Source organism: Vibrio sp. VPAP30 (assembly GCF_001188205.1).
Lineage (GTDB): Bacteria > Pseudomonadota > Gammaproteobacteria > Enterobacterales > Vibrionaceae > Vibrio > Vibrio bivalvicida.
Map to the genome: position 1 here is coordinate 1 of NZ_LBLS01000031.1, position 23,604 is coordinate 23,604.

16 protein-coding genes are annotated in these 23,604 nt (G+C 44.2%); 10 read left to right on the plus strand and 6 right to left on the minus strand.

Annotated elements, in window-relative coordinates:
* The 4 genes from ZX61_RS13600 to nspC all read left to right on the plus strand — a co-directional run.
* Window positions 1-1,886: cadherin repeat domain-containing protein (locus ZX61_RS13600; RefSeq protein WP_150115007.1), on the plus strand; the 1,886-nt coding region annotated here is incomplete at its 5' end.
* 512 nt (window positions 1,887-2,398) lie between these two features.
* The gene (locus ZX61_RS13605) at window positions 2,399-5,299 is read left to right on the plus strand and encodes a pyridoxal phosphate-dependent class III aminotransferase (protein ID WP_049845173.1); all 2,901 of its coding nucleotides are present in this window, start codon (window positions 2,399-2,401) and stop codon (window positions 5,297-5,299) included.
* Between the two features lie 15 nt (window positions 5,300-5,314).
* A complete protein-coding gene (locus ZX61_RS13610; protein WP_049845174.1) occupies window positions 5,315-6,568 on the plus strand; it encodes a carboxynorspermidine synthase in 1,254 nt (417 codons plus the stop codon).
* Window positions 6,569-6,753: 185 nt separating this feature from the next.
* The gene (gene nspC / locus ZX61_RS13615; RefSeq protein WP_049845175.1) at window positions 6,754-7,893 is read left to right on the plus strand and encodes a carboxynorspermidine decarboxylase; all 1,140 of its coding nucleotides are present in this window, start codon (window positions 6,754-6,756) and stop codon (window positions 7,891-7,893) included.
* A gap of 50 nt (window positions 7,894-7,943) precedes the next feature.
* On the opposite strand, the gene ZX61_RS13620 is transcribed toward nspC, so the two are convergent.
* Window positions 7,944-8,456, minus strand: a complete 513-nt coding sequence (locus ZX61_RS13620; RefSeq protein WP_049845176.1) for a glycine cleavage system protein R — start codon at window positions 8,454-8,456, stop codon at window positions 7,944-7,946.
* Window positions 8,457-8,668: 212 nt separating this feature from the next.
* On the minus strand, window positions 8,669-9,565 hold the full coding sequence (locus ZX61_RS13625; RefSeq protein ID WP_049845177.1) for a DUF3943 domain-containing protein: 897 nt from the start codon (window positions 9,563-9,565) through the stop codon (window positions 8,669-8,671).
* A gap of 177 nt (window positions 9,566-9,742) precedes the next feature.
* Between ZX61_RS13625 and ZX61_RS13630 the strand changes: the two genes are divergently transcribed.
* Window positions 9,743-10,984 (plus strand): CinA family nicotinamide mononucleotide deamidase-related protein, encoded by a 1,242-nt coding sequence (locus ZX61_RS13630; RefSeq protein WP_049845178.1) that lies wholly within the window; start codon window positions 9,743-9,745, stop codon window positions 10,982-10,984.
* A 244-nt stretch (window positions 10,985-11,228) separates the two neighbouring features.
* Window positions 11,229-11,480 (plus strand): hypothetical protein, encoded by a 252-nt coding sequence (locus ZX61_RS13635; protein ID WP_049845179.1) that lies wholly within the window; start codon window positions 11,229-11,231, stop codon window positions 11,478-11,480.
* A 42-nt stretch (window positions 11,481-11,522) separates the two neighbouring features.
* Here the strand turns inward: ZX61_RS13635 and yfaE are convergent, their stop codons facing one another.
* From yfaE to ubiG, 4 genes are all read right to left on the minus strand, one after another.
* Window positions 11,523-11,801, minus strand: coding sequence for a class I ribonucleotide reductase maintenance protein YfaE (gene yfaE, locus ZX61_RS13640; RefSeq protein WP_049845180.1), 279 nt, complete (start codon window positions 11,799-11,801; stop codon window positions 11,523-11,525).
* Window positions 11,802-11,825: 24 nt separating this feature from the next.
* Complete coding sequence (nrdB, locus tag ZX61_RS13645) at window positions 11,826-12,959, minus strand: class Ia ribonucleoside-diphosphate reductase subunit beta (RefSeq protein WP_049845181.1); 1,134 nt, start codon at window positions 12,957-12,959, stop codon at window positions 11,826-11,828.
* A gap of 84 nt (window positions 12,960-13,043) precedes the next feature.
* Window positions 13,044-15,326 carry a class 1a ribonucleoside-diphosphate reductase subunit alpha gene (nrdA, locus tag ZX61_RS13650; protein WP_049845182.1) on the minus strand — a complete coding sequence of 761 codons (2,283 nt, stop codon included), beginning with the start codon at window positions 15,324-15,326 and terminating at the stop codon, window positions 13,044-13,046.
* 468 nt (window positions 15,327-15,794) lie between these two features.
* A complete protein-coding gene (gene ubiG / locus ZX61_RS13655) occupies window positions 15,795-16,502 on the minus strand; it encodes a bifunctional 2-polyprenyl-6-hydroxyphenol methylase/3-demethylubiquinol 3-O-methyltransferase UbiG (RefSeq protein ID WP_049845183.1) in 708 nt (235 codons plus the stop codon).
* Between the two features lie 285 nt (window positions 16,503-16,787).
* Between ubiG and gyrA the strand changes: the two genes are divergently transcribed.
* The 4 genes from gyrA to ZX61_RS13675 all read left to right on the plus strand — a co-directional run bounded on the left by gyrA (window position 16,788) and on the right by ZX61_RS13675 (window position 23,596).
* Window positions 16,788-19,415, plus strand: a complete 2,628-nt coding sequence (gene gyrA / locus ZX61_RS13660) for a DNA topoisomerase (ATP-hydrolyzing) subunit A (RefSeq protein ID WP_049845184.1) — start codon at window positions 16,788-16,790, stop codon at window positions 19,413-19,415.
* Window positions 19,416-19,615: 200 nt separating this feature from the next.
* Window positions 19,616-19,903 carry a hypothetical protein gene (locus ZX61_RS13665; RefSeq protein ID WP_049845185.1) on the plus strand — a complete coding sequence of 96 codons (288 nt, stop codon included), beginning with the start codon at window positions 19,616-19,618 and terminating at the stop codon, window positions 19,901-19,903.
* Between the two features lie 128 nt (window positions 19,904-20,031).
* On the plus strand, window positions 20,032-21,915 hold the full coding sequence (locus ZX61_RS13670) for a methyl-accepting chemotaxis protein (RefSeq protein ID WP_049845186.1): 1,884 nt from the start codon (window positions 20,032-20,034) through the stop codon (window positions 21,913-21,915).
* A gap of 139 nt (window positions 21,916-22,054) precedes the next feature.
* A complete protein-coding gene (locus ZX61_RS13675) occupies window positions 22,055-23,596 on the plus strand; it encodes a YjjI family glycine radical enzyme (RefSeq protein ID WP_049845187.1) in 1,542 nt (513 codons plus the stop codon).
* Window positions 23,597-23,604: the final 8 nt, after the last annotated feature.

A 23,604-nucleotide genomic window follows, 5' to 3' on the forward strand; every position in this document is an offset into this window, starting at 1 on the left:
ATGACGCGGAAGAGCCACTGTTTGAAATCGATTCAGTCACAGGGGAAATTAGCCTAACAGCGGCGGGTGTGGCTGCATTTACCAACGACTATGAGTTGGCCGAAAACGAACACAGCATAGTGGTTACCGCCACTGAAGACGAAGGTTTAGGCCCAGTTAAAACCACCGATGTGACGGTAAACCTTGATGAGGTCAACCTTGATGACAACGCGCCAGTGTTTGATGCAAACGACGACGACCAGTACGCATTCTCCTATTTGGAGAACAATACAGAGGACTACGTGATTGGTACCGTTTCTGCGACGGATGCAGACGGTGAGGACGTCACCTACAGCATTAAAACAAATATCTTTAATGACGACGACGAGCCGCTATTCGAGATTAATCCAACCAATGGGAACATAAGTTTAACTGCAGCAGGGGTGTTGGCGTTTACCAATAACTTTGAAGCGCTTGCCAATGAGCATACTTTGGTTGTCACCGCTACAGAGGTAGAAGGGTTTGGTATACAGAAATCTACAGACATTGATGTCGTACTTAGCGAACTCAATGTCAATGAACTCCCAGTTACCGAAGACTTTGATGTTGATGCCGGAGACGCGATCTTTGTACCGATTATTTTCGACTCCGATGATGAGGGTTTGGATCACATCTCTGATGAAGATGATGACTTTAATGGTGTTGAACTCAATGTCATGATTACATCTCTTCCTCAATATGGCACGTTACTCTACACCGATGATTTTGGTGAGACACGAGTGCTAACAGAAGCTGACCTTCATGTTATGGGTGAAGAAATAGACCCAGCGAAGCTGTTTGATCCAGATAACTTCACCTATGTCCCAGGCCCAGGTGATCCATTTGAGATTGGTTACAGTGGGGACCCTGATGACATAGTGCTAGATGATGATGGTTTTTATAACTGGGGCGAGTGGGTGAGTGACACTGAGCGTCTTATTACATTAGATAATGGCAACACCATAGGTATTTCCATTACTGACAATAATAATAAACCACTCAAACAGTACACCGGAGATCAACCGCATGTAGGTTGGGGTATCGGTGATACTGATGGTAACGGGATGAACAAACAAGAAGCTTTGATTATTGACTTTAGCGATAACCCGCTTGATGTGGTGACTTTTGGTTTAGATGGTATGGGTGCGGAGTTTAATACTAACAGCAGTGTCTACGTCGAAGTAACTTATACCTTTGCTGATGGTACGACGCACGTTGAACAATACCAGAAAGATGAAGGTGATGTGGGCAACGAGCAAATCCTCTATGAGTTCAGTTACTCTTCACCAGACAATCCAATTGTGGAGATGGAGTTGAGTTCAACGGGAGGTAACTGGGAACTTAGATACCTATCAGGTACGCAAGATATCACCGAAGATGTCACGTTTGATTATGTTGCGGTAGATTCAGACCTTGCGATTAGTAATGAATCGACTGTCACGATTGATGTGTCTGAGTCTCCTGAATATGAGGTTCTGTCTGCCGCTGAAGGGGATGATCTAGATGCAGAATTGGGTAATCAAGTTATGCTCGGTGATGAAAACGACAATGTGTTTACTTGGTTAGACTCAACACTAGACAACGGTACTGATGTTGTCGATAACTTTGATTTAGGTAACGACCTGATCGATTTGCGAGGTATCCTAGAAGAAGATGACAATGTATTGGTCGGTGACTTAATTGACTCCATCAGCACTGAAGTCGATGGAGATGATGTAGTGATGACGGTGACGGATGACGGGCGAGAACAAACCATTATTTTGGAAGGAGTCACTAACGCGTTCGAAGACGCGGGGTTGGTTGAAAACAACTCGATTACCAATGAACTGGAAATGTTGACTCAGGTGCTTAAGACAGATGCGGCGTAAACTTTATTGCCAGAGAAATGACCAACCCTTATCGGTTGGTCTTTTTTTTGATAGCTGAATGATTATTTTGGCGAGAAGGTGAAAAATTATTGCCAGATGATTTCAATTTATGATAATTTTCGCCGCAATCTCGGAGATGAGTCAAAATTAGGATATTCTGGGGGATACGCGTGATGGCATTCGGGCTGAGTGGACATCACGTAGGGTAGGTATCGACAAGCCCTTTTGTCGATAGACGGGATACTAATGTCGCAGTGCGGCATATGAATGGGAAACCCAACATTGAACTCACATAACAAACACACATTAATCAGCTTAGTTCTTCCACAATGCCCTGTTTTACAGGACAGTTGCATTACTGAACCTTGATCTAATTTCTCGATATGTAATCCATCCACGATGGATCGATTTTCCGTACGCGCTATTTAATTAATTTGCGCTGCGGCTTGCTGTACCCTCAATTTAGATTTCGTTCAAATGAGGGAAAGAACTACATTTCAAGGGATTAAATCATGAGCACAGCCTTTGAAGTCGATAACACAGTGACGAACACTACTATCGCAACTCCTTTTTCATCTCAGATTCCAATCTTGGAAGGCACTTACGATCTTACACCTGATCAAATACTGCTTGAGCAAGAACAGCATGAGTCTGAGGTTCGTTCGTATCCACGACGTTTGCCAATTGCAATAAAACAGGCCTATGGTGCACTTGTTGAGGATACGCGTGGTCAGTTATTCTTAGATTGCCTTGCAGGTGCAGGGACCCTGGCTTTGGGTTATAACCATCCAGAGATCAATCAAGCACTAAAAACTCAGCTAGACAGCGGTCTGCCATACCAAACGCTTGATATTGCAACTGAAGCGAAAACTCACTTTATCAAAACGGTAAAAGCGTTCTTACCCCAAGAGCTTGCTGACGATTGTGTGATTCAATTCTGTGGGCCGTCTGGCGCCGATGCAGTTGAGGCGGCGATTAAGCTTGCAAAACAAACAACAGGCAGAAACACCATGTTCGCCTTCCGCGGTGCCTACCACGGCATGACCAACGGCACCATGGGCATGATGGGTAATCTTGGTACTAAAGCGCGTAGAACAGGTCTAATGTCCGATGTTCACTTTATGCCATTCCCATATAACTTGCGCTGCCCATTTGGCTTAGGCGGTGACGAGGGTGCCAAAGCGAGCATTCGCTACATTGAACGTCTATTACACGATGATGAAGCGGGTATCATGAAGCCTGCGGCTATCGTTGTCGAACCTGTGCAAGGCGAGGGCGGGGTTGTTCCAGCTCCGGCTTTTTGGCTTAAAGAACTACGTCGTATTTGTGATGAGCATGAAATCTTGCTGATTTTTGATGAAATTCAATGTGGTGTCGGCAAGTCAGGCTACAACTTTGCGTTTGAAGAAGCGGGTATAGTTCCAGACATTTTATGTTTGTCGAAAGCCATTGGCGGCGGTATGCCAATGTCGTTGCTAGTGATTAACAAGCAGCATGACACTTGGAAACCGGGCGAGCATACGGGCACATTCCGTGGCAATCAGCTAGCGATGGTTTCCGGTGCTAAAGCGTTAGAAATTATTCAACGCGACAACTTAGTTGAGCACGCTAATATTGCTGGTCAGTATTTACGTCACGGTCTAGAAGCGATTAAAGCACGAGTAAATTGCATTGCAGAAGTTCGTGGCAAGGGGTTAATGCTTGGTGTTGAGATTCGCAAGCCTGGCAATGAACTGAATAAATTTGGTGAGCCTGTCGCCGATGGTGATCTCACCTTAAAAATTCAACGCGCTGCGTTAGAGCGAGGCTTGATGGTTGAGAAAGGTGGACGTGATGGTTCTGTGATTCGCTTCCTTCCTCCGCTGATCATCTCTTTTGAGCAGATCGATTTTGCTTTGCGAGTGCTTGAAGAGGCGATTATTGTCGCGGGCGGTAGCCATCTAGATTGCGCATATAGTGATTCTGAGTGGAAGCAACATTTCGTCCACACTGGTGAGTCCGGCAGTGACGAGTTCGCTAAAGTCATGAATCATACTACAGCGAAAATGAAAGCTGTGTTTGAGCAAATTGATGCGCCATACTCTGGCTTAGAGCCTAAGCAGTTAGAGCAAGCAATCAATGCTATTGATTTGGACAATAAAAACGCTTCGTTGATTGACGTGATTGGTGAGACGGCAGATTTGGTTGCCAAGAATTCAATCATAGTACAGCACCCAGATTGTATCGCTCACCTGCACACACCTCCACTGATGCCTTCGATTGTCGCTGAGGCAATGATCGCTGCGCTAAACCAATCAATGGACTCTTGGGATCAAGCATCCGCAGCCACTTACGTTGAACAGAAAGTGATTGACTGGATGTGCGAGAAGTATGAGTTGGGTACTCAAGCCGACGGTATCTTCACCAGTGGTGGAACCCAGAGTAACCTGATGGGATTACTACTTGCGCGCGATTGGATTGCCGATAAGCTCGATTCACATTCGATTCAAAAGTCAGGGCTACCAGAGTACGCGAGCAAGCTTCGTATCTTGTGCTCAAAAAAGTCTCACTTCACGGTGCAAAAATCGGCGTCACTGCTTGGACTTGGTGAAAACGCGGTTTGTTGTGTAGAGGCTAACTCAAACGGAACCATCCAAGTAGATGCATTAACGACACAAGTTGAAGTGCTCAAATCGCAAGGTTTGATCCCATTCGCTGTTGTCGGCACAGCAGGTACAACCGACCATGGTGCGATTGATGATCTTGCATCCATTGCTGATATTGCCAAGCAAAATGAACTGTGGTTCCACGTTGACAGTGCTTACGGCGGCGCGTTGATTCTCAGCAGTCATAAATCGCGTTTATCAGGTATAGAGCGAGCAGACTCCGTGAGCGTTGACTTCCATAAGTTGTTCTATCAAACAATTAGCTGTGGCGCTGTGCTGCTAAAAGACAAAACGAACTTTAAGTACCTTTTGCATCATGCGGATTATCTAAATCGTGAACATGACGAACTGCCTAACTTAGTCGATAAATCGATTGCGACGACCAAACGTTTTGACGCACTGAAAGTCTTTATGACGATGCAAAGTGTAGGCCCTGATACGTTAGGTCAAATGTATGATCATTTGCTTGAACAGACTCAGCAGGTTGCGGGACTAATCGATAATGATGCCTGTTTTGAGTTACTGGCAGAACCATCGCTTTCTACCGTTCTGTTTCGATTTAATGAATCCGGCGCCCGTGATTTGGATGAACTGAATAAAACTCTAAGGTTAGAAGCCCTAACTCGCGGCATTGCAGTTCTTGGAGAAACGGTAGTGAATGGTAAGTCTGCGCTTAAATTTACTATTTTAAACCCTTGCTTAAAGATCTCTGACTTTGAATCTTTACTAAATAAAATCAAAATTTTAGCTTCTGAGCTAGCGAATTAAAGGTAACGTAATACTATGGCTATTTTACAAATTGGTGCAGGTGGTGTTGGTTGGGTTGTTGCACATAAAGCAGCGCAAAACAATGATGTTCTTGGTGACATTACTATTGCTTCTCGCACAGTAAGTAAATGTGAAAAAATCATCGAATCTATCCAGAAAAAGAACAACCTAAAAGATAGCTCGAAGAAATTGGAAGCGCGTGCAGTGAACGCTGATGATGTAGATGCATTAGTTTCACTCATCAAAGAAGTGCAGCCTAATCTTGTTATCAACGCCGGTCCTCCGTGGGTCAATATGACCATCATGGAAGCGTGTTACCAAGCGAAGGTGAACTATCTAGATACATCAGTGGCGGTTGACCTATGTTCTGAAGGTCAGCAGGTTCCTCAAGCTTACGATTGGCAGTGGGGTTACCGTGAGAAGTTTGCTGAAGCGGGCATTACAGGTATTCTAGGTGCAGGTTTTGATCCAGGTGTTGTGTCAGTATTTGCAGCTTATGCAGTGAAGCACCTTTTCGATGAGATCGATACGATTGACGTAATGGACGTTAACGCTGGTGATCACGGTAAAAAGTTTGCAACTAACTTTGACCCAGAAACCAATATGTTAGAAATTCAGGGTGACTCTTTCTACTGGGAAAACCAAGAGTGGAAACAAGTCCCTTGTCACTCACGTATGCTTGAGTTTGACTTCCCTAACTGTGGCACACACAAAGTTTACTCAATGGCGCACGATGAAGTTCGTTCAATGAAAGAGTTTATCCCAGCGAAACGTATTGAGTTTTGGATGGGCTTTGGTGATAAATACCTAAACTACTTTAACTGTATGCGTGATATTGGTCTGCTTAGCCCGGATCCACTAACACTGCATGATGGTACGGTTGTTCAACCTTTACACGTACTGAAGGCACTGCTTCCAGACCCAACTTCACTTGCTCCGGGTTACACTGGCTTAACTTGTATCGGCACTTGGGTACAAGGTAAGAAGGACGGTAAAGAGCGTAGCGTATTTATCTACAACAACGCAGACCACGAAGTGGCTTACGAAGATGTAGAACACCAAGCGATCTCTTACACTACAGGTGTTCCTGCTATTACTGCAGCGCTACAATTCTTCCGTGGTGAGTGGGCGGATAAAGGTGTGTTCAACATGGAGCAGCTAAACCCAGACCCATTCCTAGAAACCATGCCAAGCATCGGTCTTGATTGGCATGTTCAAGAGCTTGAAGCGGGTCAAGGTCTGCCAGTAATACACGAACTTAAAAAGTAACGACTGAATTTTTTAGTTTGGTATCAAAAGGGGGCATCAGTGTTCCCTTTTTAGGTATAGGGAGTGGGTATTAGTTATTTTAATTTTGTAACTCACTTCGTTCAGACAGGACAAAATCAAAAATAACCAATACCAACCCATTGGTTTTACTTTTTCATCTTTATCTAGAGCTTGAGCGCGTATAAATGACACCTAATAACGAACAACTCAAAACCCCTTACTTTATGATCAACGAAGATAAGTTGATTGAAAATCTGGAGAAAGCAAAACAGCTTAAAGAAATCTCCGGCGTGAAACTGGTATTGGCACTCAAATGTTTCTCTACTTGGGGCGTGTTTGACATTATCAAGCCTTACTTGGATGGCACCACAAGCTCTGGTCCTTTTGAGGTAAAGCTTGGTCATGAAACGTTTGGTGGCGAAACACACGCGTACAGTGTTGGTTACAGTGAAGATGACGTACGTGAGGTGGCTGATATCTGTGACAAGATGATCTTCAACTCACAGTCTCAACTGGCTGCTTATCGTCATATTGTTGAGGGTAAAGCGTCGATTGGGCTACGCTTGAACCCTGGTGTCAGTTATGCGGGTCAAGATCTGGCAAACCCAGCTCGTCAGTTCTCTCGTTTAGGCGTACAAGTTGACCACATAAAACCAGAAGTATTTGAAGATATTGATGGCGTAATGTTTCATATGAACTGTGAAAACAAAGATGTGGACGCGTTTATTGGGTTATTGAATTCTATTTCTGAACAGTTTGGCGACTACTTGGACAAGCTCGATTGGGTTAGTATGGGGGGCGGAGTATTCTTCACCTGGCCTGGCTACGATATTGAGAAACTGGGTGTGGCACTGAAAGCGTTTTCGGTCAAACATGGCGTTCAAATGTACTTGGAGCCGGGAGAGGCGATCATTACCAAGACCACTGACCTTGTTGTGACCGTGGTTGATATCGTCGAAAACGTAAAGAAAACAGCGATTGTTGACTCTGCGACAGAAGCGCACCGTTTAGATACCTTAATTTATGATGAGCCAGCGTCAATTCTTGAGGCATCGAATAATGGTGAGCACGAGTACGTTATAGGCTCCTGCTCTTGCTTAGCGGGTGACCAGTTCTGTGTCGCTAAGTTCGACCAACCGCTCGAAATTGGCCAACGTTTACACATTATGGATAGCGCAGGTTATACCATGGTTAAGCTTAACTGGTTTAATGGTCTGCGTATGCCGTCGGTCTTCTGTGAGAGAACCTCAGGAGAGGTTCAAAAGCTAAATGAATTTGACTATTCAGACTTCAAACGTTCACTGTCTCAGTGGTCCGTGAAGTAGTAGGTGAGAAAAGAGAGCGATTGGTCGCTCTCTTTTTATTTGGGTTGGTGCTAGCTTTCAACCATTACCCGAGTGTCTTCACTAAGAGATTCAAGCTCATTGGCGACATCGTTGATATTGATTTGCGTTGGTAATCGAATCGATAGATTTGCTGTAAATAAGCTTGAACTTACACCGCCACCACCTGCAATGAACACACGTTGGCAGTCCATATCCAAAATACTGATTCCTTGCCCGTCTAATACGTGGGTGATTTCATTGACAATCCCAGCACGATCGTTGGAGTCGAGTCTGAGTTGGTAAATTGCATCAACATCGTGAGCATGCTGATTTGATTCTGAGAATTGCACCAACAAATCCGGGTGAGATGTAAATGCGTCTTTTACGAGTTGTTCGTTAACACTCGGCAACTCAATTTTTATTACCGCAGCGACCTGATCTTCAATGAAGTTAACTTTACTAATAAGCCACTTTCCCCCATTTTCATGAGTGATTGCAGCAAGCTGCTTGATAGTCGCAGGTGTCGCTTTACCAACAAAATTGACAATAAATGTGCTGTTCATATTGGGCCTCCTAACACTAAGTAAGGCATGCTCTTTCAATCTCTAAAGCGACGAAAGACTAATTCAGTGCCTAACTTCAGTTTAGGATGAAGCGGTAGGTTAGGTTTGACCTGAGTCAAGTTTTCCCCCTAAATCGTTGTCACTGTTACTGATCTTTTACAACGAGCACAAAAAAAGCGATGTAAGACATCGCTTTTACAAAAAGATTAGATTTAGAACGTTACTTTCATTTCTACGCCATAAAATACATCGTCGTAGCTTGCTCCTGCATCCAGAGCGAATTTGGCTGCGTCTTGATTACCAAACCAAGGTTTACTGCTGTACTGAAACTCTGCACTGCCACCCCAAGCACCACTCACCCAGCCATGAATATGACCAACAGGGTTAAGGAAGAACAATGAAACATCACCAACGGTTTCTGAGCCGAGCACTTCACCACCAGAGGCGACGATATCCTGTTCAGCTTCAAACATCATTTCGCCCACAACGGCACCAAAAAAAGGAGTTATAAAAATATCTTGCCATGAAGGTACTTCGGCAAACGCTTCGACGCCGTATTCCCAGAAGAATGTCGACATAGTGGCAGAGTAGAGGAACGATTCAAACTCATTGAACCCAGCATGTCTGGCAGCAGTGTAATATACACCGCCGAAATAGGGGTGCATGATGTAGTTGAGAAAGTGTTCATCGCGATCCCAAGTGGGACCAGAAGTGACATTATCTTTCCACTTTGAGCCTAAACCGCTAATATCGCGGTCTTCCTCGTCCCACTTAGTGATTGATTCAGGTAGAAGTGTCATCAGGCCGACTGTCGCGACACTTAGGCCTAATATGGTATAGGTTTGCCCCATAAGGTAATCCCAATCTTTACCGTCTGATACTGTCAGATACTTGGGCAGGCCTGGGCCATCTAGTTTTAGGTCGTTTTCTGTCAAACTGAGCGAAAATGGATCGGATTGCTGATATTGATAAGAATGATAGAAAAACGTGTCTGATTCAGCTTGATCTACTGCGTATGAGAACTCAATATGTTGGTTAGAATCATAGACATTGGCACTCGCGTGGGCAGAGGCTGATAATACTAAAGCGGTAATGCTTTTTTTTAACACGGAGTACTCCATCGTTGTTATTTTAATGATCACGGTCACAAGTATCCGACAAAGTTGGCAGATTAGGAACCAATAATTGTCTTAAATAAGAAACTTAGTTCTTTTTTGGCCTAATACCATAATAAATATCAGTTAAACTCTTAAAATATGTGACATTTTCCCACTAAGGATAAAATAATGTTGAAAATCGCAATGCTGAGCACTGGGGAAGAAGTCCTCCATGGAGACATCGTCGATACGAATGCTGCGTGGTTATCTCAAAGATTCTTTGAACATGGCTTCAGTGTCACCAAACGCTCTACCGTTGGGGACGAAATGTCTGCATTGGTAGAGGAACTCATGATGCTGAGCTTCAATTGTGATGTGGTTGTTGTAAATGGGGGATTGGGCCCTACGAGCGATGATTTAAGTGCGCAGGCTGCGGCTGTTGCTGGGGAGACAGAGCTAGAGCTATACCCAGAATGGTTAGAAAAGCTAGAGCATTTCTTTGCTGCACGTGGTCTGGCGATGTCGGAGAGTAATCACAAGCAAGCCATGTTGCCAAAAGGTTCAGTTCTACTCGATAACCCGATCGGAACTGCGTGTGGGTTTAAAGTTCGCTTTAATAGTTGTGACTTCTACTTCACTCCAGGTGTGCCTAGTGAGTTTAAAATGATGGTAGAACAGCAAATTCTACCTGATATGAAAAACATACACACCAATGTTTTAGGGCAGGAGTGCAGTAAGCTCTATACTTTTGGAACCTCAGAATCTGCTTTGTCTGACAAACTTGATAAGGTCCACCTTCCTGATGGATATACCTTAGGCTACCGTTCTTATCTTCCCTACATTGAAGTAAAGCTGTTCGGACCTAGAAATGACCTAGATAACAGAGTTAAGTTGCTTCAAATCATCTTCAGCCTTATTGAAAGCAACGTGGTCAGTGTGGATGAATCAATGCAAGACCACGTCGCGTATCTAATCCAAGAGCGTAAGCAATCTATTGCGACCGCAGAGCAATCTACTTATGGTGCTTTATCTCACTGGCTACAATCCAAAGAAGCGGCGGCACAATATTGTGGGCATGGTTGGGTGCTTGGCGAGCGTGTCACTGTGGGTGATGAAAGTGATGATCCCCTTGCCGCGTCATTTGCATTAGCGGGTGCGACTAAGGAAAAATGTGCAACGGACATCGCCATTGTAACCGGAAAAGTCGTAGACAAAACGTTTTCAGTGGCACTTGCGACACCTGAAGGTGAGTGGGGACAGACATTGACTTTCAACCGCCGTTATACTCGTGAAGAACGGACTTTGGTGATTACGACTGTTGCAGCAGATATGCTTCGTCGGTACCTCAATGGCAAACCCATGTTTGTTCAATACAGTTCACTTACTAGTAACAAAGAGATGTTCGTTCCTCGAAGCATGTTGCAAGCATAAATATTCAACTAGGCGAGAGAGCCAGTTTTGTCAAATTGGCTCAGTCTGCTATTCCGTATTAAGTGAATGAAACTGTTTCTTATTACTCAGTTGTACGCATATTATTTTTATATGCCAAATTCGAATATAGCTTAACTGGATGATTTTCAATAGAACAGGAAATTGTCTTAGATTTGAAACGTGCAATCGGCAAAATAACCTATAGAATGACAATTCGGGATTTAAATTGCTCAAGGAGGTTAGCATGTTTACTCAGTCAAAGATCCTCGTTTGGTATCAAGTGGCGAGCCAAAAAGTCTTTCTAGGTGAAGTACTTAACGGCAAACATCAAGATGTTATCTCTTTGTGGTTACAAGCGCCAGAAGATAAGCCAAGCGGTGACTGTTTAGGCTACCGATTATCGTTGTTTGATGATGATGGAAGGGAGATCGCAGATAAGCCCGTTTCAATGCTTACTGCAGATGAATTTTTGTCAGGTGTTCGAGTTCAAATATAAAAATAGCCAGCGTAATGCTGGCCATTTTTATGTTCTGCATACTTATGCGCGTTTTTCTTTAAGCGAGTAATTGACACCTTCTACTTCGATGTCTGTTTTCGCTTTACAGATGCATGGTAAGATTTCTTTATCTTGCGTGTATGCCATCGCAAAACCAACGTATTCAACTTCACCAGAAATAAGCTTGCATCGACAAGCGCCGCAGTGGCCATCTCTACAGTTATATTCTGGCTCTAGACCCGCGTTCTCCATTGTTTCTAGAATGGTATTTGACGGATGTGACTGAATAGCCGTGACTGCGTTGATTTTAATATTTGGCATAAAGATCTATCAATCCTTTGCGGTTTAAAGCTCGAAATCTTTAAAGTCGTCTGCACGAACATCACTATCGATCTGGCCAACCAGGTAAGATGATATTTCTGCTTCTTGTGGCGCAACCTGAACGTTATCTGAAGACAACCATGCGTTAATCCAAGGAATTGGGTTAGATGTTGCTTCTGGGTAAGCGACGTCTAGGCCCACGGCCTGCATACGGATGTTAGTGATGTACTCAACGTATTGGCAAAGAATGTCTTTGTTTAGGCCGATCATCGAACCATCTTTGAATAGGTATTCTGCCCACTCTTTTTCTTGCTCAGCAGCGTCTTTGAACAGGTCAAAGCATTCTTGCTTACACTCTTCCGCAATTTGCATGAATGAGAAGTCATCTTGACCGTTGCGCAGCAAATTAATCATGTGCTGAGTCCCAGTTAGGTGAAGAGCTTCGTCACGAGCGATGAGCTTGATTATTTTAGCGTTACCTTCCATAAGCTCACGCTCTGCGAATGCAAATGAACACGCGAAACTAACATAGAAACGAATCGCCTCGAGTGCGTTAACCGACATTAAGCACACGTAAAGTTGTTTCTTAAGCTCGTGAAGAGTAATTTTCACTTCTTCGCCATTGATTGTATGATTACCTTCGCCGTAGCGATGGTAATCATTGGTCATTTGGATCAACTCATCGTAGTAGCGCGAAATATCTTCTGCACGTTTCAGGATGTGTTCGTTTTCGACAATGTCGTCAAACACTAGGCCAGGATCATTCACAATGTTACGGATGATGTGCGTGTAAGAACGCGAGTGAATGGTTTCAGAGAAAGACCAAGTTTCAATCCAAGTTTCTACCTCAGGCAGTGATACCAAAGGCAGTAGGGCAACGTTTGGGCTGCGTCCTTGGATAGAGTCTAGCAATGTTTGATATTTAAGGTTAGAGATGAAAATGTGCTTCTCATGCTCTGGCAGTTTGTTGTAATCGATACGGTCGCTTGATACGTCGACTTCTTCTGGGCGCCAGAAGAAAGACAGTTGCTTCTCAATGAGCTTTTCGAAGATCTCGAATTTTTGTTGATCGTAACGAGCAACATTGACTGACTGACCCAAGAACATAGGTTCTTTTAGCTGGTCATTTTTGTTTTGGTTAAAAGTACTGTAAGCCATGGTGCCTCAATTCCTTTTAAGCCCCTCTGCTAGAGGGGCGAATTATTTGTTAAGCCTTGATAACCCTTTGGTAAGGATTATGGTTTAAATCTTACAACCGCCGCCTGCGCAGTCATCGTCTTGTGGTTGCACTGCGTCTTTCTGATCGTCGCTCGCGCCATCACGTGTGTTGTGATAGTAGAGTGTTTTTACACCAAACTTATACGCTGTAAGCAGATCTTGAAGCAGTTTCTTCATTGGCACTTTGCCACTTTCAAAACGCGTTGGGTCGTAGTTAGTATTCGCTGAAATTGCTTGGTCAACAAACTTCTGCATAATACCTACTAGGTGTAGGTATCCATCGTTTGAGCCGATATTCCACAGCAGTTCGTAGTTGTCTTTGTATTCTAGGAAATCAGGTACAACCTGCTTCAAGATGCCATCTTTCGACGCTTTTACTGAAACATAACCCCGAGGTGGCTCAATACCGTTTGTCGCGTTAGAGATCTGAGATGACGTCTCAGAAGGCATTAGCGCTGTTAGGGTCGAGTTACGTAGGCCATGTGTCATGATCTCTTGGCGTAAACCATCCCAATCGTAATGAAGCTGTTCGTCACAAACTAGATCTATATCTTTCTTGTACGTGTCGATTGGCATTAGGCCTTTAGCGTAGTTTGTTTCTTCGAATAAAGGACACTTACCTTGCTCTTTCGCTAGCGCAACCGAAGCCTTGAGCAAATAGTATTGCATTGCTTCAAATGTACGGTGTGTTAGGCCATTTGCGCTACCGTCGGAGTACTTAACACCGTTTTTCGCAAGGTAGTAAGCGTAGTTTATAACACCAACACCTAGAGTACGGCGATTCATGGTTGACTTGTATGCTGCTGGTAGCGGGTAGTCCTGGTAATCCAATAGTGCGTCTAGAGCGCGAACAACAAGATCAGAAAGCTCTTCGAAATCATCTAAAGAGTTAATTGCACCAAGGTTGAATGCTGATAGCGTACACAGTGCAATTTCACCAGAATCATCTTCTACGTTCTTTAGCGGCTTAGTCGGCAGCGCAATTTCTAAACATAGGTTAGATTGACGAACAGGTGCCACTTCTGAATCGAATGGGCTGTGTGTATTACAGTGGTCAACGTTTTGGATGTAGATACGACCCGTAGAAGCGCGCTCCTGCATCAAGATAGAGAACATCTCGATAGCTTTAACCGATTCTTTCTTTACTGAAGGATCGTTCTCGTACTTGACGTATAGACGCTCGAACTCATCTTGGTTTTCGAAGAACGCATCGTACAGACCAGGTACATCTGATGGTGAGAACAGAGTAATGTTGCCACCTTCTACCAAGCGCTGGTACATGAGGCGGTTTAGTTGAACACCGTAATCCATATGACGAACACGGTTTTCTTCAACACCACGGTTGTTCTTGAGAACCATCAAAGCTTGAGATTCACCGTGCCATAATGGGTAGAATACAGTTGCAGCACCGCCGCGTACACCACCTTGTGAACAACATTTTACTGCCGTCTGGAAGTATTTGTAGAAAGGAATACAACCTGTGTGGAACGCTTCACCACCTCGAATCTCTGAACCTAGAGCGCGGATACGACCTGCATTGATACCAATACCAGCTCGCTGAGAAACGTAACGAACAATAGAGCTTGCCGTTGCGTTGATAGAATCTAGGCTATCGCCACATTCGATCAGGACACACGAGCTGAATTGGCGAGTAGGAGTACGTACACCTGACATGATCGGAGTAGGTAAAGAAATTTTAAATGTCGACGTCGCATCGTAGAAGCGTTTGATGTAATCAAGACGCGTCTCTTTCGGGTATTTCGCGAACAGACACGCAGCAACTAGGATATAAAGGAACTGCGCACTTTCGTAGATTTCACCGGATACACGGTTTTGAACAAAGTACTTACCTTCAAGCTGCTTAACGGCCGCATAAGAGAAGTTTAGGTCGCGCTTGTGGTCGATATACGCATCGAGCTCATCAAGTTCTGCTTTGGTGTAGTCTTCCAGAATGTGCTGGTCGTACTTACCCATATCAACCAGGTGAGCAACGTGATCGTATAATGCTGGTGGCTCATACTGGTCATACGCTTTCTTGCGCAGATGGAATACAGCCAAACGTGCCGCTAGGTATTGATAATCAGGTGTCTCTTCAGAGATCAAATCCGCTGCAGATTTGATAATTGTCTCGTGGATATCAGAGGTAGTGATACCGTCATAGAACTGAATGTGAGCGCGCAGTTCTACTTGAGATACAGAGACGTTATCTAGACCTTCGGCAGCCCAGGTGATAACGCGGTGGATCTTCTCGAGATCGATACTTTCTTTGCGTCCGTCACGCTTAGTAACGGTAAGTTGTTGGTTCATTCTGCTTCATTTCCCTAACAAAACTGATAAAAGCCGTCTTTTTGTGTAATTCTTGTAAAAATCGTTCCGGCTTTGTGATCAAAGTCTATCTATATATTGTAGTACAAACACAACATATAGGGGTGCACCAAGGTGCGGATTACAAGATAGTGCTATCCATGCGTCTTTTCAAGTTGCAGATCTTGGATGACTTGTGGATAACTAACAAAATTAAAAAAAACAGTAAGTGACTACTAACCGATGAAGTTAGAGTAGATAAGATTGTAATTAATTACCGTTTTTAGATCGGTTTAGAAGTAACCATAAACAAAAAAAAATTCCTTGATCTTTGGTCAAAGTTGTCTTCGATTTTTGCGTTGATTATTTTGGAATCAAACCGACAAAAATTGCTTCAATTGGCACTAAAAAAGGCGATGAGCTTGTGCTATCGCCTTATTCGTAACCACTACATCTAGTGTGTGATAAATGTTAAAATTTCTGGGTGTGGACAATGTAATTTACATCTACCTTTCGACCTAGCTTATAGGTATCGGTGAGAGGGTTGTAATGAAGACCAGTAATTCCTGTTTCGGTTAAGTCCGTTTGATCAACCATCTTGATCAGCTCAGCAGGGCGGATGAATTTATCGTGATCATGAGTGCCTTCAGGGACAATCTTCAACAGCTTTTCTGCGCCGACAATCGCGAATAGATAAGACTTAAGGTTGCGGTTAAGTGTTGAAAAGAAGACGTGACCACCTGGCTTAACGAGAGCGGCACAAGCGCGAATGACAGACAGTGGATCAGGGACATGCTCTAGCATCTCCATACAGGTCACGACATCATATTTGCCTTGGTTTTCTGCAGCATGGTCTTCGATAGTGCTTTGAATGTAGGTCAGTTTGGTACCAGTCTCTAGAGCGTGTAGCCTAGCAACCTCTAAAGGCTCTTTACCCATATCCAATCCAGTGACTACAGCGCCTTCTTTGGCCATGCTTTCAGCTAAGATGCCACCACCACAGCCAACGTCTAGGACAGTTTTACCAAAAAGACCATCACAATTATCTAAAACATAATTAAGGCGCAATGGGTTGATTTGGTGTAAAGGCTTAAATTCGCCTTCTAAATCCCACCAACGTGAGGCCATATCCTCAAACTTCTTAATTTCATTTGGATCGACATTTTGTGATTGGGTCATAACTACTCTATTAAATTAACCGCGTCCTAGAATGAAAGGCATTATACCCGTTAAGTTCGTACACTCCATAGACGGGATCACTTTTCTCTATAGGTGAGTAAAATATAACCATTAATCAGCAAGATATCAGAAGAGTGTGCAATTTCTCAGCGTTTGATTCACAACCGAGCTCACAACCTGATAAAAGGAGAGGGAAAGTAATGCCGAACCACTGAAATGTATGTTATATTTTTGCACCTTAAGCGTATTGTACATACGATCTATAAATAGAGGGATAATGGCTCTATGAGCGATCTAGCGAAAGAGATCACGCCCGTAAACATTGAAGATGAGCTTCGAGGTTCATACCTAGACTACGCGATGTCAGTCATCGTGGGTCGTGCTCTTCCAGATGTGCGTGATGGCCTAAAGCCTGTACACCGCCGCGTTTTATTCGCGATGAATGTACTAGGTAATGATTGGAATAAACCATATAAAAAATCTGCCCGTGTTGTTGGCGACGTAATCGGTAAATATCACCCACATGGTGATAGCGCTGTGTACGATACTATCGTACGTATGGCTCAGCCGTTTTCGCTTCGTTACATGCTGGTCGACGGTCAAGGTAACTTCGGTTCGATCGATGGTGACTCAGCGGCAGCAATGCGTTACACCGAAGTTCGCATGGCAAAAATTGCCCACGAACTTTTGGCTGACCTAGATAAAGAAACTGTAGATTACGTGCCTAACTATGATGGCACTGAGCAGATCCCTGCAGTTCTACCAACTAAAATTCCTAACCTATTGGTGAACGGTGCTTCTGGTATCGCAGTAGGTATGGCAACCAACATTCCTCCGCATAACTTGACTGAGGTAATTGATGGCTGTCTTGCATACATCAATGATGAAGAGATCACTATTGATGAACTAATGGACTACATTCCTGGTCCAGACTTCCCAACAGCAGCGCTAATCAGCGGCCGTAAAGGCATCGTCGATGCATACAAGACGGGCCGTGGTAAGATTTACATGCGCTCGAAAGCGGATGTGGAAGCAGACAAGAATGGTAAAGAGACCATTATTGTTACCGAAATCCCTTATCAAGTTAACAAAGCACGCTTGATCGAAAAGATCGCAGAGCTAGTTAAAGATAAGAAAGTTGAAGGTATCAGTGCGCTGCGCGATGAGTCTGATAAAGACGGTATGCGTATTGTTATTGAATGTAAGCGTGATGCAGTGGGCGAAGTGGTTCTAAACAACCTATACGCACAAACTCAACTGCAAACGACTTTCGGTATCAACATGGTTGCGCTAAATAATGGCCAACCTCAGCTATTCAACCTGAAAGATATGTTGAAGTGCTTCGTTGATCACCGCCGTGAAGTGGTAACTCGCCGTACTATTTTCGAACTTAAAAAAGCGCGTGATCGTGCCCATATCCTTGAAGCCCTTGCCCTTGCATTAGCGAATATCGATGAAATCATCGAATTGATTCGTAACGCAGCAACGCCAGCAGAAGCAAAAGCGGGCCTAGTGGCTCGTGGTTGGGACCTTGGCAACGTAGCAGCTATGCTTGAAAGTGCAGGTACCGATGCTGCTCGCCCTGATTGGTTGGAAGAGCAATACGGTATCCGTGACGGGCAGTACTACCTGACTGAAACACAAGCACAAGCAATTCTAGATCTACGTCTACACAAGCTGACTGGTCTTGAGCACGAGAAGATTCTAGACGAGTACAAAGCACTATTGGACGAAATCAAAGAGCTAATGCATATTCTTGCAAGCACTGAGCGTCTGATGGAAGTTATTCGTGAAGAGCTAGAAACTGTTCGTGATGCGTTCGGCGATGTTCGCCGCACAGAAATCACAGCAGCAAGCCACGACATTGACATGGAAGAGCTGATCGCTCGTGAAGATGTGGTTGTGACGCTATCTCACGAAGGTTACGTTAAGTACCAAATTCTAAGCGATTACGAAGCACAGCGTCGTGGTGGTAAAGGTAAGAGTGCAACGAAGATGAAAGAAGAGGATTACATCGAGCGCTTGCTTGTTGCGAATACTCACGACAACATCTTATGTTTCTCGACTCGCGGTAAGACTTATCGTCTGAAAGTTTACCAACTACCACTAGCAAGTCGTACTGCTCGTGGTAAGCCAATCGTCAATATTCTTCCTCTAGAAGAAGGTGAGCGTATTACAGCGATCTTACCGGTTTCCGAGTTCAGTGCTGAGAAGTTTATCTTCATGGCAACGGGTGACGGTACGGTTAAGAAGACTTCACTTGACCAATTCGCGAATGTTCGCGCAAATGGTCTAATTGCAGTTAACCTACGTGACGACGATTCGCTGATCGGTGTTGATATTACCGATGGTCAAAGCGATATCATGTTGTTCTCGAAAGCGGGTAAAGTGGTTCGCTTTGCAGAAGATAAAGTACGCGCAATGGGACGTACTGCGGCTGGTGTTCGTGGTATGAAACTTGCCGATGATGATCAAGTTGTTTCGCTGATTGTTCCTGCAAATGAAGGTGACATTCTGACGGTAACGCAAAACGGTTACGGTAAGCGTACTGAGCTTGCAGAGTACCCAACCAAAGGTCGTGCGACTCAAGGCGTTGTGTCTATCAAGGTTTCTGAGCGTAATGGCCCTGTTGTAGGTGCGGTACAAGTAGAAGAAGGCGACGAGATGATGATGATCACCGACGCTGGTACTCTAGTACGAACTCGAGTTGCGGAAGTTAGCCAAGTTGGTCGTAACACGCAAGGTGTCACGTTGATCCGTACTGCTGAAGACGAAAATGTTGTCGGCCTCCAACGTATCGACGAAGTAGAAGAAGCAGAGCTAGTTGAAGGTGAAGATAGTGCCGAAGACGAGGCTACTCAAGCTACTGATTCCGTCGAAGCGCCAAGCGAAAACAACGACACTGAAGAGTAATTCAGTGAAATAAAAGAAAATGCCAGACCGTAGTGTCTGGCTTTTTTTATGTCTCAAAACGATGGAATAAACCTCTAATCAAGTTCTTTACGAGTGACTTCAAGTTATTAGAATAAACGATAATGTAAATAGATGATTCCTCAATATTAGACACCATTCAGCGTTAGATTAGAGCCTCTACTTCACGGAAAGAGGTGCTTATGGGCTACGATACGCCAATGGCAATTTCAAACTATCTAGGTGCTTTTCTCGTTATTCTAATTACTTACCCATTTGTATTGGTTACGGTTAATATCGCTGTTTACTCTCCAAAGAAAAGAAAATGTGTCACTAAATGGTTGAATATCATATCTGCAACCATTGCTTTGATTCTAATGGCTTTGCACATGCAAACTGAAGTTATCTACGGTAAAGAGTTGATCGAAAAATACTACCGAGATAATCCACAAGCAATGCAGACGCAACCAGAAAATTCGACGACTCTCTGACGCCATAAAAATATCGTGTTTACAATTAGTTATGTTGAGCCACGAACTTGAGAATATTGCGTGCATAGAAGCGTATTTGGCTATAAAATTCGCAACCTCTGTCTGTTCCACAATCAAAATAATTAATTATGAATATATCACTAAAACAAAAACTCATAGGTGCAAGCCTGATAGCAGTGGTGCTTATGGCAAGTGCTTTGACCTGGCTATCGGCTGATCAGCTTAAACAGCAAACTCAGAATGGCGTCTACGCTCGTGCAGAAAGTCTCGCGACGACGGCTTCGTCGGGGATTAAAGATTGGATCAATATTCGTAAAGATATTGCCTCTGCATTTAACGATTACAGTGGCGAAACTGATGTTGTCCCTTATTTGCAGCAAGCTCGAAAGGCGGGTGGCTTTGATGACATCTTTTTAGGTACACCTGAGGGGGGTATGTATCGTTCTCACCCAGAACGTAACCGCGCGGACTACGATCCTCGTGTACGTCCTTGGTACATCGATGCCAACGCTGCTGGTCGCCAAATCATCACGACTGCCTACCAAGACGCCATTACCAATGCTTTACTTGTGACTATAGCTGAACCTATTCGTCGTAATGGTGCGTTTGTGGGAGTCGTAGGTGCAGACGTACTCATTGACCAGCTTATCAATGATGTCATCAACTTGGATGCGGGTAAGAATGCCTACGCTATGCTAATTGATACACAAAATGGCACTTTCTTAGCGCACCCAGACAAGTCTCTATCTCTTAAGCCTGTTACTACGCTTTCAAAAGAGTTTACTCCTCGAGCAATCGAAGAGGCGGCCGATGCCGGTTCAATTAAAATGATCGAACGTAACGGCCAAGAGAAGTTCTACTTTTTCACTAAGGTCCCAGATACTCAATGGATTTTTGCCATTGAAATGGATCGTGCGACAGAAGAAGCTGCCCATAGTGAGCTTCTTCAAAGCCTAATCATTACTGCCGTTGTAATTACCTTGATTGTTATTGCTGTCGTGTCTTGGCTAGTTAGCTTCTTGTTCCAAGATTTGGTTCGAGTTTCTAACGCCCTAGAGGAGATTGCTTCAGGTGAAGGTGACCTTACTCAACGCCTTGAACCACGTAGTGATGATGAAGTGGGTCAACTAGCAACAAACTTCAACACGTTCGTTGGCAACATGCATACTATGGTGTCTAAACTTAGTGTGGTTTCAGCTTCGCTATCAGAACAATCCAAGCAAACTGCGCAGCAAGCTGAAGAGCGTAGTGCTCGTATTCGTCTCCAGCAAGATGAAATCAACATGGTGGCGACCGCAATCAATGAGATGGCGGCAGCGACTCAAGAGATTGCAGGCAATGCAGACAACACTGCCCAGAACTCAACAGAAGCCGTTACTGCGTGTGTTCACGGTGGTGAGCAAGTTGTCCAAACTCAAACTTCTATCCAAAACCTGGCGACTGAAGTGCAGGTAGCGACTGAAGTCATCCAAGAGCTTGAAGTTCACGGCAACAGTATCAATACAATTCTTTCGACCATTCAGGGGATTGCTGAACAAACTAACCTACTTGCACTTAATGCAGCAATTGAAGCCGCACGAGCCGGTGAGCAAGGGCGAGGTTTTGCGGTTGTTGCTGACGAAGTTCGCGTACTAAGCCAACGCACTCATGCTTCGACTCAAGAAATTCAGCAGATGATTGAAATGCTTCAAGGTACGACGGGTAAAGCGGTAGGTATCATGGGTGATAGCCGTCAACTGGCAGATACCAGCGTATCAGATTCAGATGCAGCTGCTGTTAGCTTGACGCAAATCCAAACAGCAGTAGAGCGCATCAGCGATATGGCGACTCAAATTGCTTCAGCAGCAGAAGAGCAGGCATCCGTGACCTCTGAAATTACTCGTAACACAGTGGGCATTCGAGATGTGTCAAATGAACTGGCAGATGAAGCTCATGACGCGGCGTCACAAGCCGCTCAGCTATCCGAGCTGTCTCATGAGCTAGAGCAGGAAATTCAACGCTTTAAGCTATAAAGCAATACGTGATAACCCCGAGAAATCGGGGTTTTCTTATGTGTTTATTTCCAAATTGGAAAATAGACCTAAACATAATATCAATAGTGGACATTAATGGCATGGGTTAAAATCCATATAATTAATAAGGATTATAGCCATGTCTGAAACTCATAATGCATTCCAACAACGTGTAACCAATATCGTTACCGATGCCAAGCTCTCTCCAAAACAGAAGAATCAATTTTTAGCGCTCGAAGCAGAGGCAAGTCTGCCTTACATGAAGGTATCAAAGGATGTCGTTGATGCTATGGAGGCAGGCGTTTTGTGTGACATGTTTGAAGGCCATGCACCGTTTAAACCACGTTATGTTTTGCCAGATTACGCAAAGTTCTTAAAGCGCGGCTCTGAGTATTTAGAGCTGGAAGCCGCTAAAGATTTTGATGATGCTATCAACTTGCTGACCATTCTCTATCATCATGTCCCATCGGTGACCAACATTCCCGTCTACTTAGGGCAATTAGATGATGTTCTACTGCCGTACGTTGGAAATCTCAGTGAAGAGGAGCTTTATACCAAGCTTAAACGATTCTGGATTATGCTAGATAGAACACTGCCAGATGCGTTTATGCATGTAAACATTGGTCCAACAGATAATATCATTTGCCGAACCATCCTACGAGTCGACTCAGAGTTAAAGCAAATCGCTCCGAACTTAACCTTTATGTACGATGCGAACGTCACCCCAGACGATCTACTCAAACAAGCGACGACCAATATCTGTGAATGTAGCAAACCTCATATTGCTAATTATCCAATGCATGCAGCCGCTTATGGTGAGAATAAGTTCGGCATTGTTAGTTGTTACAATTCTCTGCCTCTTGCTGGTGGGTCGAATACCCTAGTGCGAATGAACCTAAAAGAAGTTGCATTGCGTTCAAAAGACAGAACAGATTTTCTAGATTATGTCTTGCCATCTTATAGTGAATTAATGATTGAGCTCATGGATGCGCGCAGCAGTCACCTGCACGAGAAATCGAACTTCTTCAAAGGCTTCTTAACAACAGAGGGCTTGGTTGAAGAGAATCGATTTGCGCCTATGTATGGCATTTATGGTATGGCTGAAGCGGTCAATATCTTGCTTGATAAAGAAGGCATCAATGAAAAATACGGGCATAGTCACCAGGCAAATCGACTCGCACTCGCAATATCTGAAAAGCTCGCTCACCTCGTCGACAGTAGCCCAGTGAAATATGGCTTAGAGGGCAAGGCACTGCTTCATGCTCAGGGCGGGATCAGCTTGGATGAAGATGTGACACCTGGTGTTCGTATCCCTTATGGCACCGAGCCAGATCCTGTGTCTTATGTTCAAGCAACCGCTGAGCAGCACAAATATTACACCTCTGGTATCAGTGATATTTTGACCATAGATGAAACGGTGAAATCCAACCCCGAAGCTATGTTCAATTTGTGTAAAGGCGCTTTGAAGCAAGGTTTTAGGGAGTTTACCGCGAACGTTGCGTCTAATGATTTAGTCCGTGTTACGGGTTACATGATTAAGCTTTCTGATATCAACAAGTTTGCCGAGGAAGGCTCACGTAAAAACACTACTTTCTTGGGAGCTGAGGCGGCAAAGAACACTGGAATACTAGACCGTTCACCTCGCGTGGTAAGCATGGAAACAGAGCCAGTTTACAAGTAGTAGGGCAC

Excerpts from the sequence above, each read along its gene's own strand:
- ZX61_RS13605 (WP_049845173.1), top strand. The coding sequence starts at position 2,399 with ATGAGCACAGCCTTTGAAGTCGATAACACAGTGACGAACACTACTATC.
- ZX61_RS13610 (WP_049845174.1), top strand. The coding sequence starts at position 5,315 with ATGGCTATTTTACAAATTGGTGCAGGTGGTGTTGGTTGGGTTGTTGCA.
- nspC (WP_049845175.1), top strand. The coding sequence starts at position 6,754 with ATGACACCTAATAACGAACAACTCAAAACCCCTTACTTTATGATCAAC.
- ZX61_RS13620 (WP_049845176.1), bottom strand. The coding sequence starts at position 8,456 with ATGAACAGCACATTTATTGTCAATTTTGTTGGTAAAGCGACACCTGCG.
- ZX61_RS13630 (WP_049845178.1), top strand. The coding sequence starts at position 9,743 with ATGTTGAAAATCGCAATGCTGAGCACTGGGGAAGAAGTCCTCCATGGA.
- ZX61_RS13635 (WP_049845179.1), top strand. The coding sequence starts at position 11,229 with ATGTTTACTCAGTCAAAGATCCTCGTTTGGTATCAAGTGGCGAGCCAA.
- yfaE (WP_049845180.1), bottom strand. The coding sequence starts at position 11,801 with ATGCCAAATATTAAAATCAACGCAGTCACGGCTATTCAGTCACATCCG.
- nrdB (WP_049845181.1), bottom strand. The coding sequence starts at position 12,959 with ATGGCTTACAGTACTTTTAACCAAAACAAAAATGACCAGCTAAAAGAA.
- nrdA (WP_049845182.1), bottom strand. The coding sequence starts at position 15,326 with ATGAACCAACAACTTACCGTTACTAAGCGTGACGGACGCAAAGAAAGT.
- ubiG (WP_049845183.1), bottom strand. The coding sequence starts at position 16,502 with ATGACCCAATCACAAAATGTCGATCCAAATGAAATTAAGAAGTTTGAG.
- gyrA (WP_049845184.1), top strand. The coding sequence starts at position 16,788 with ATGAGCGATCTAGCGAAAGAGATCACGCCCGTAAACATTGAAGATGAG.
- ZX61_RS13665 (WP_049845185.1), top strand. The coding sequence starts at position 19,616 with ATGGGCTACGATACGCCAATGGCAATTTCAAACTATCTAGGTGCTTTT.
- ZX61_RS13670 (WP_049845186.1), top strand. The coding sequence starts at position 20,032 with ATGAATATATCACTAAAACAAAAACTCATAGGTGCAAGCCTGATAGCA.
- ZX61_RS13675 (WP_049845187.1), top strand. The coding sequence starts at position 22,055 with ATGTCTGAAACTCATAATGCATTCCAACAACGTGTAACCAATATCGTT.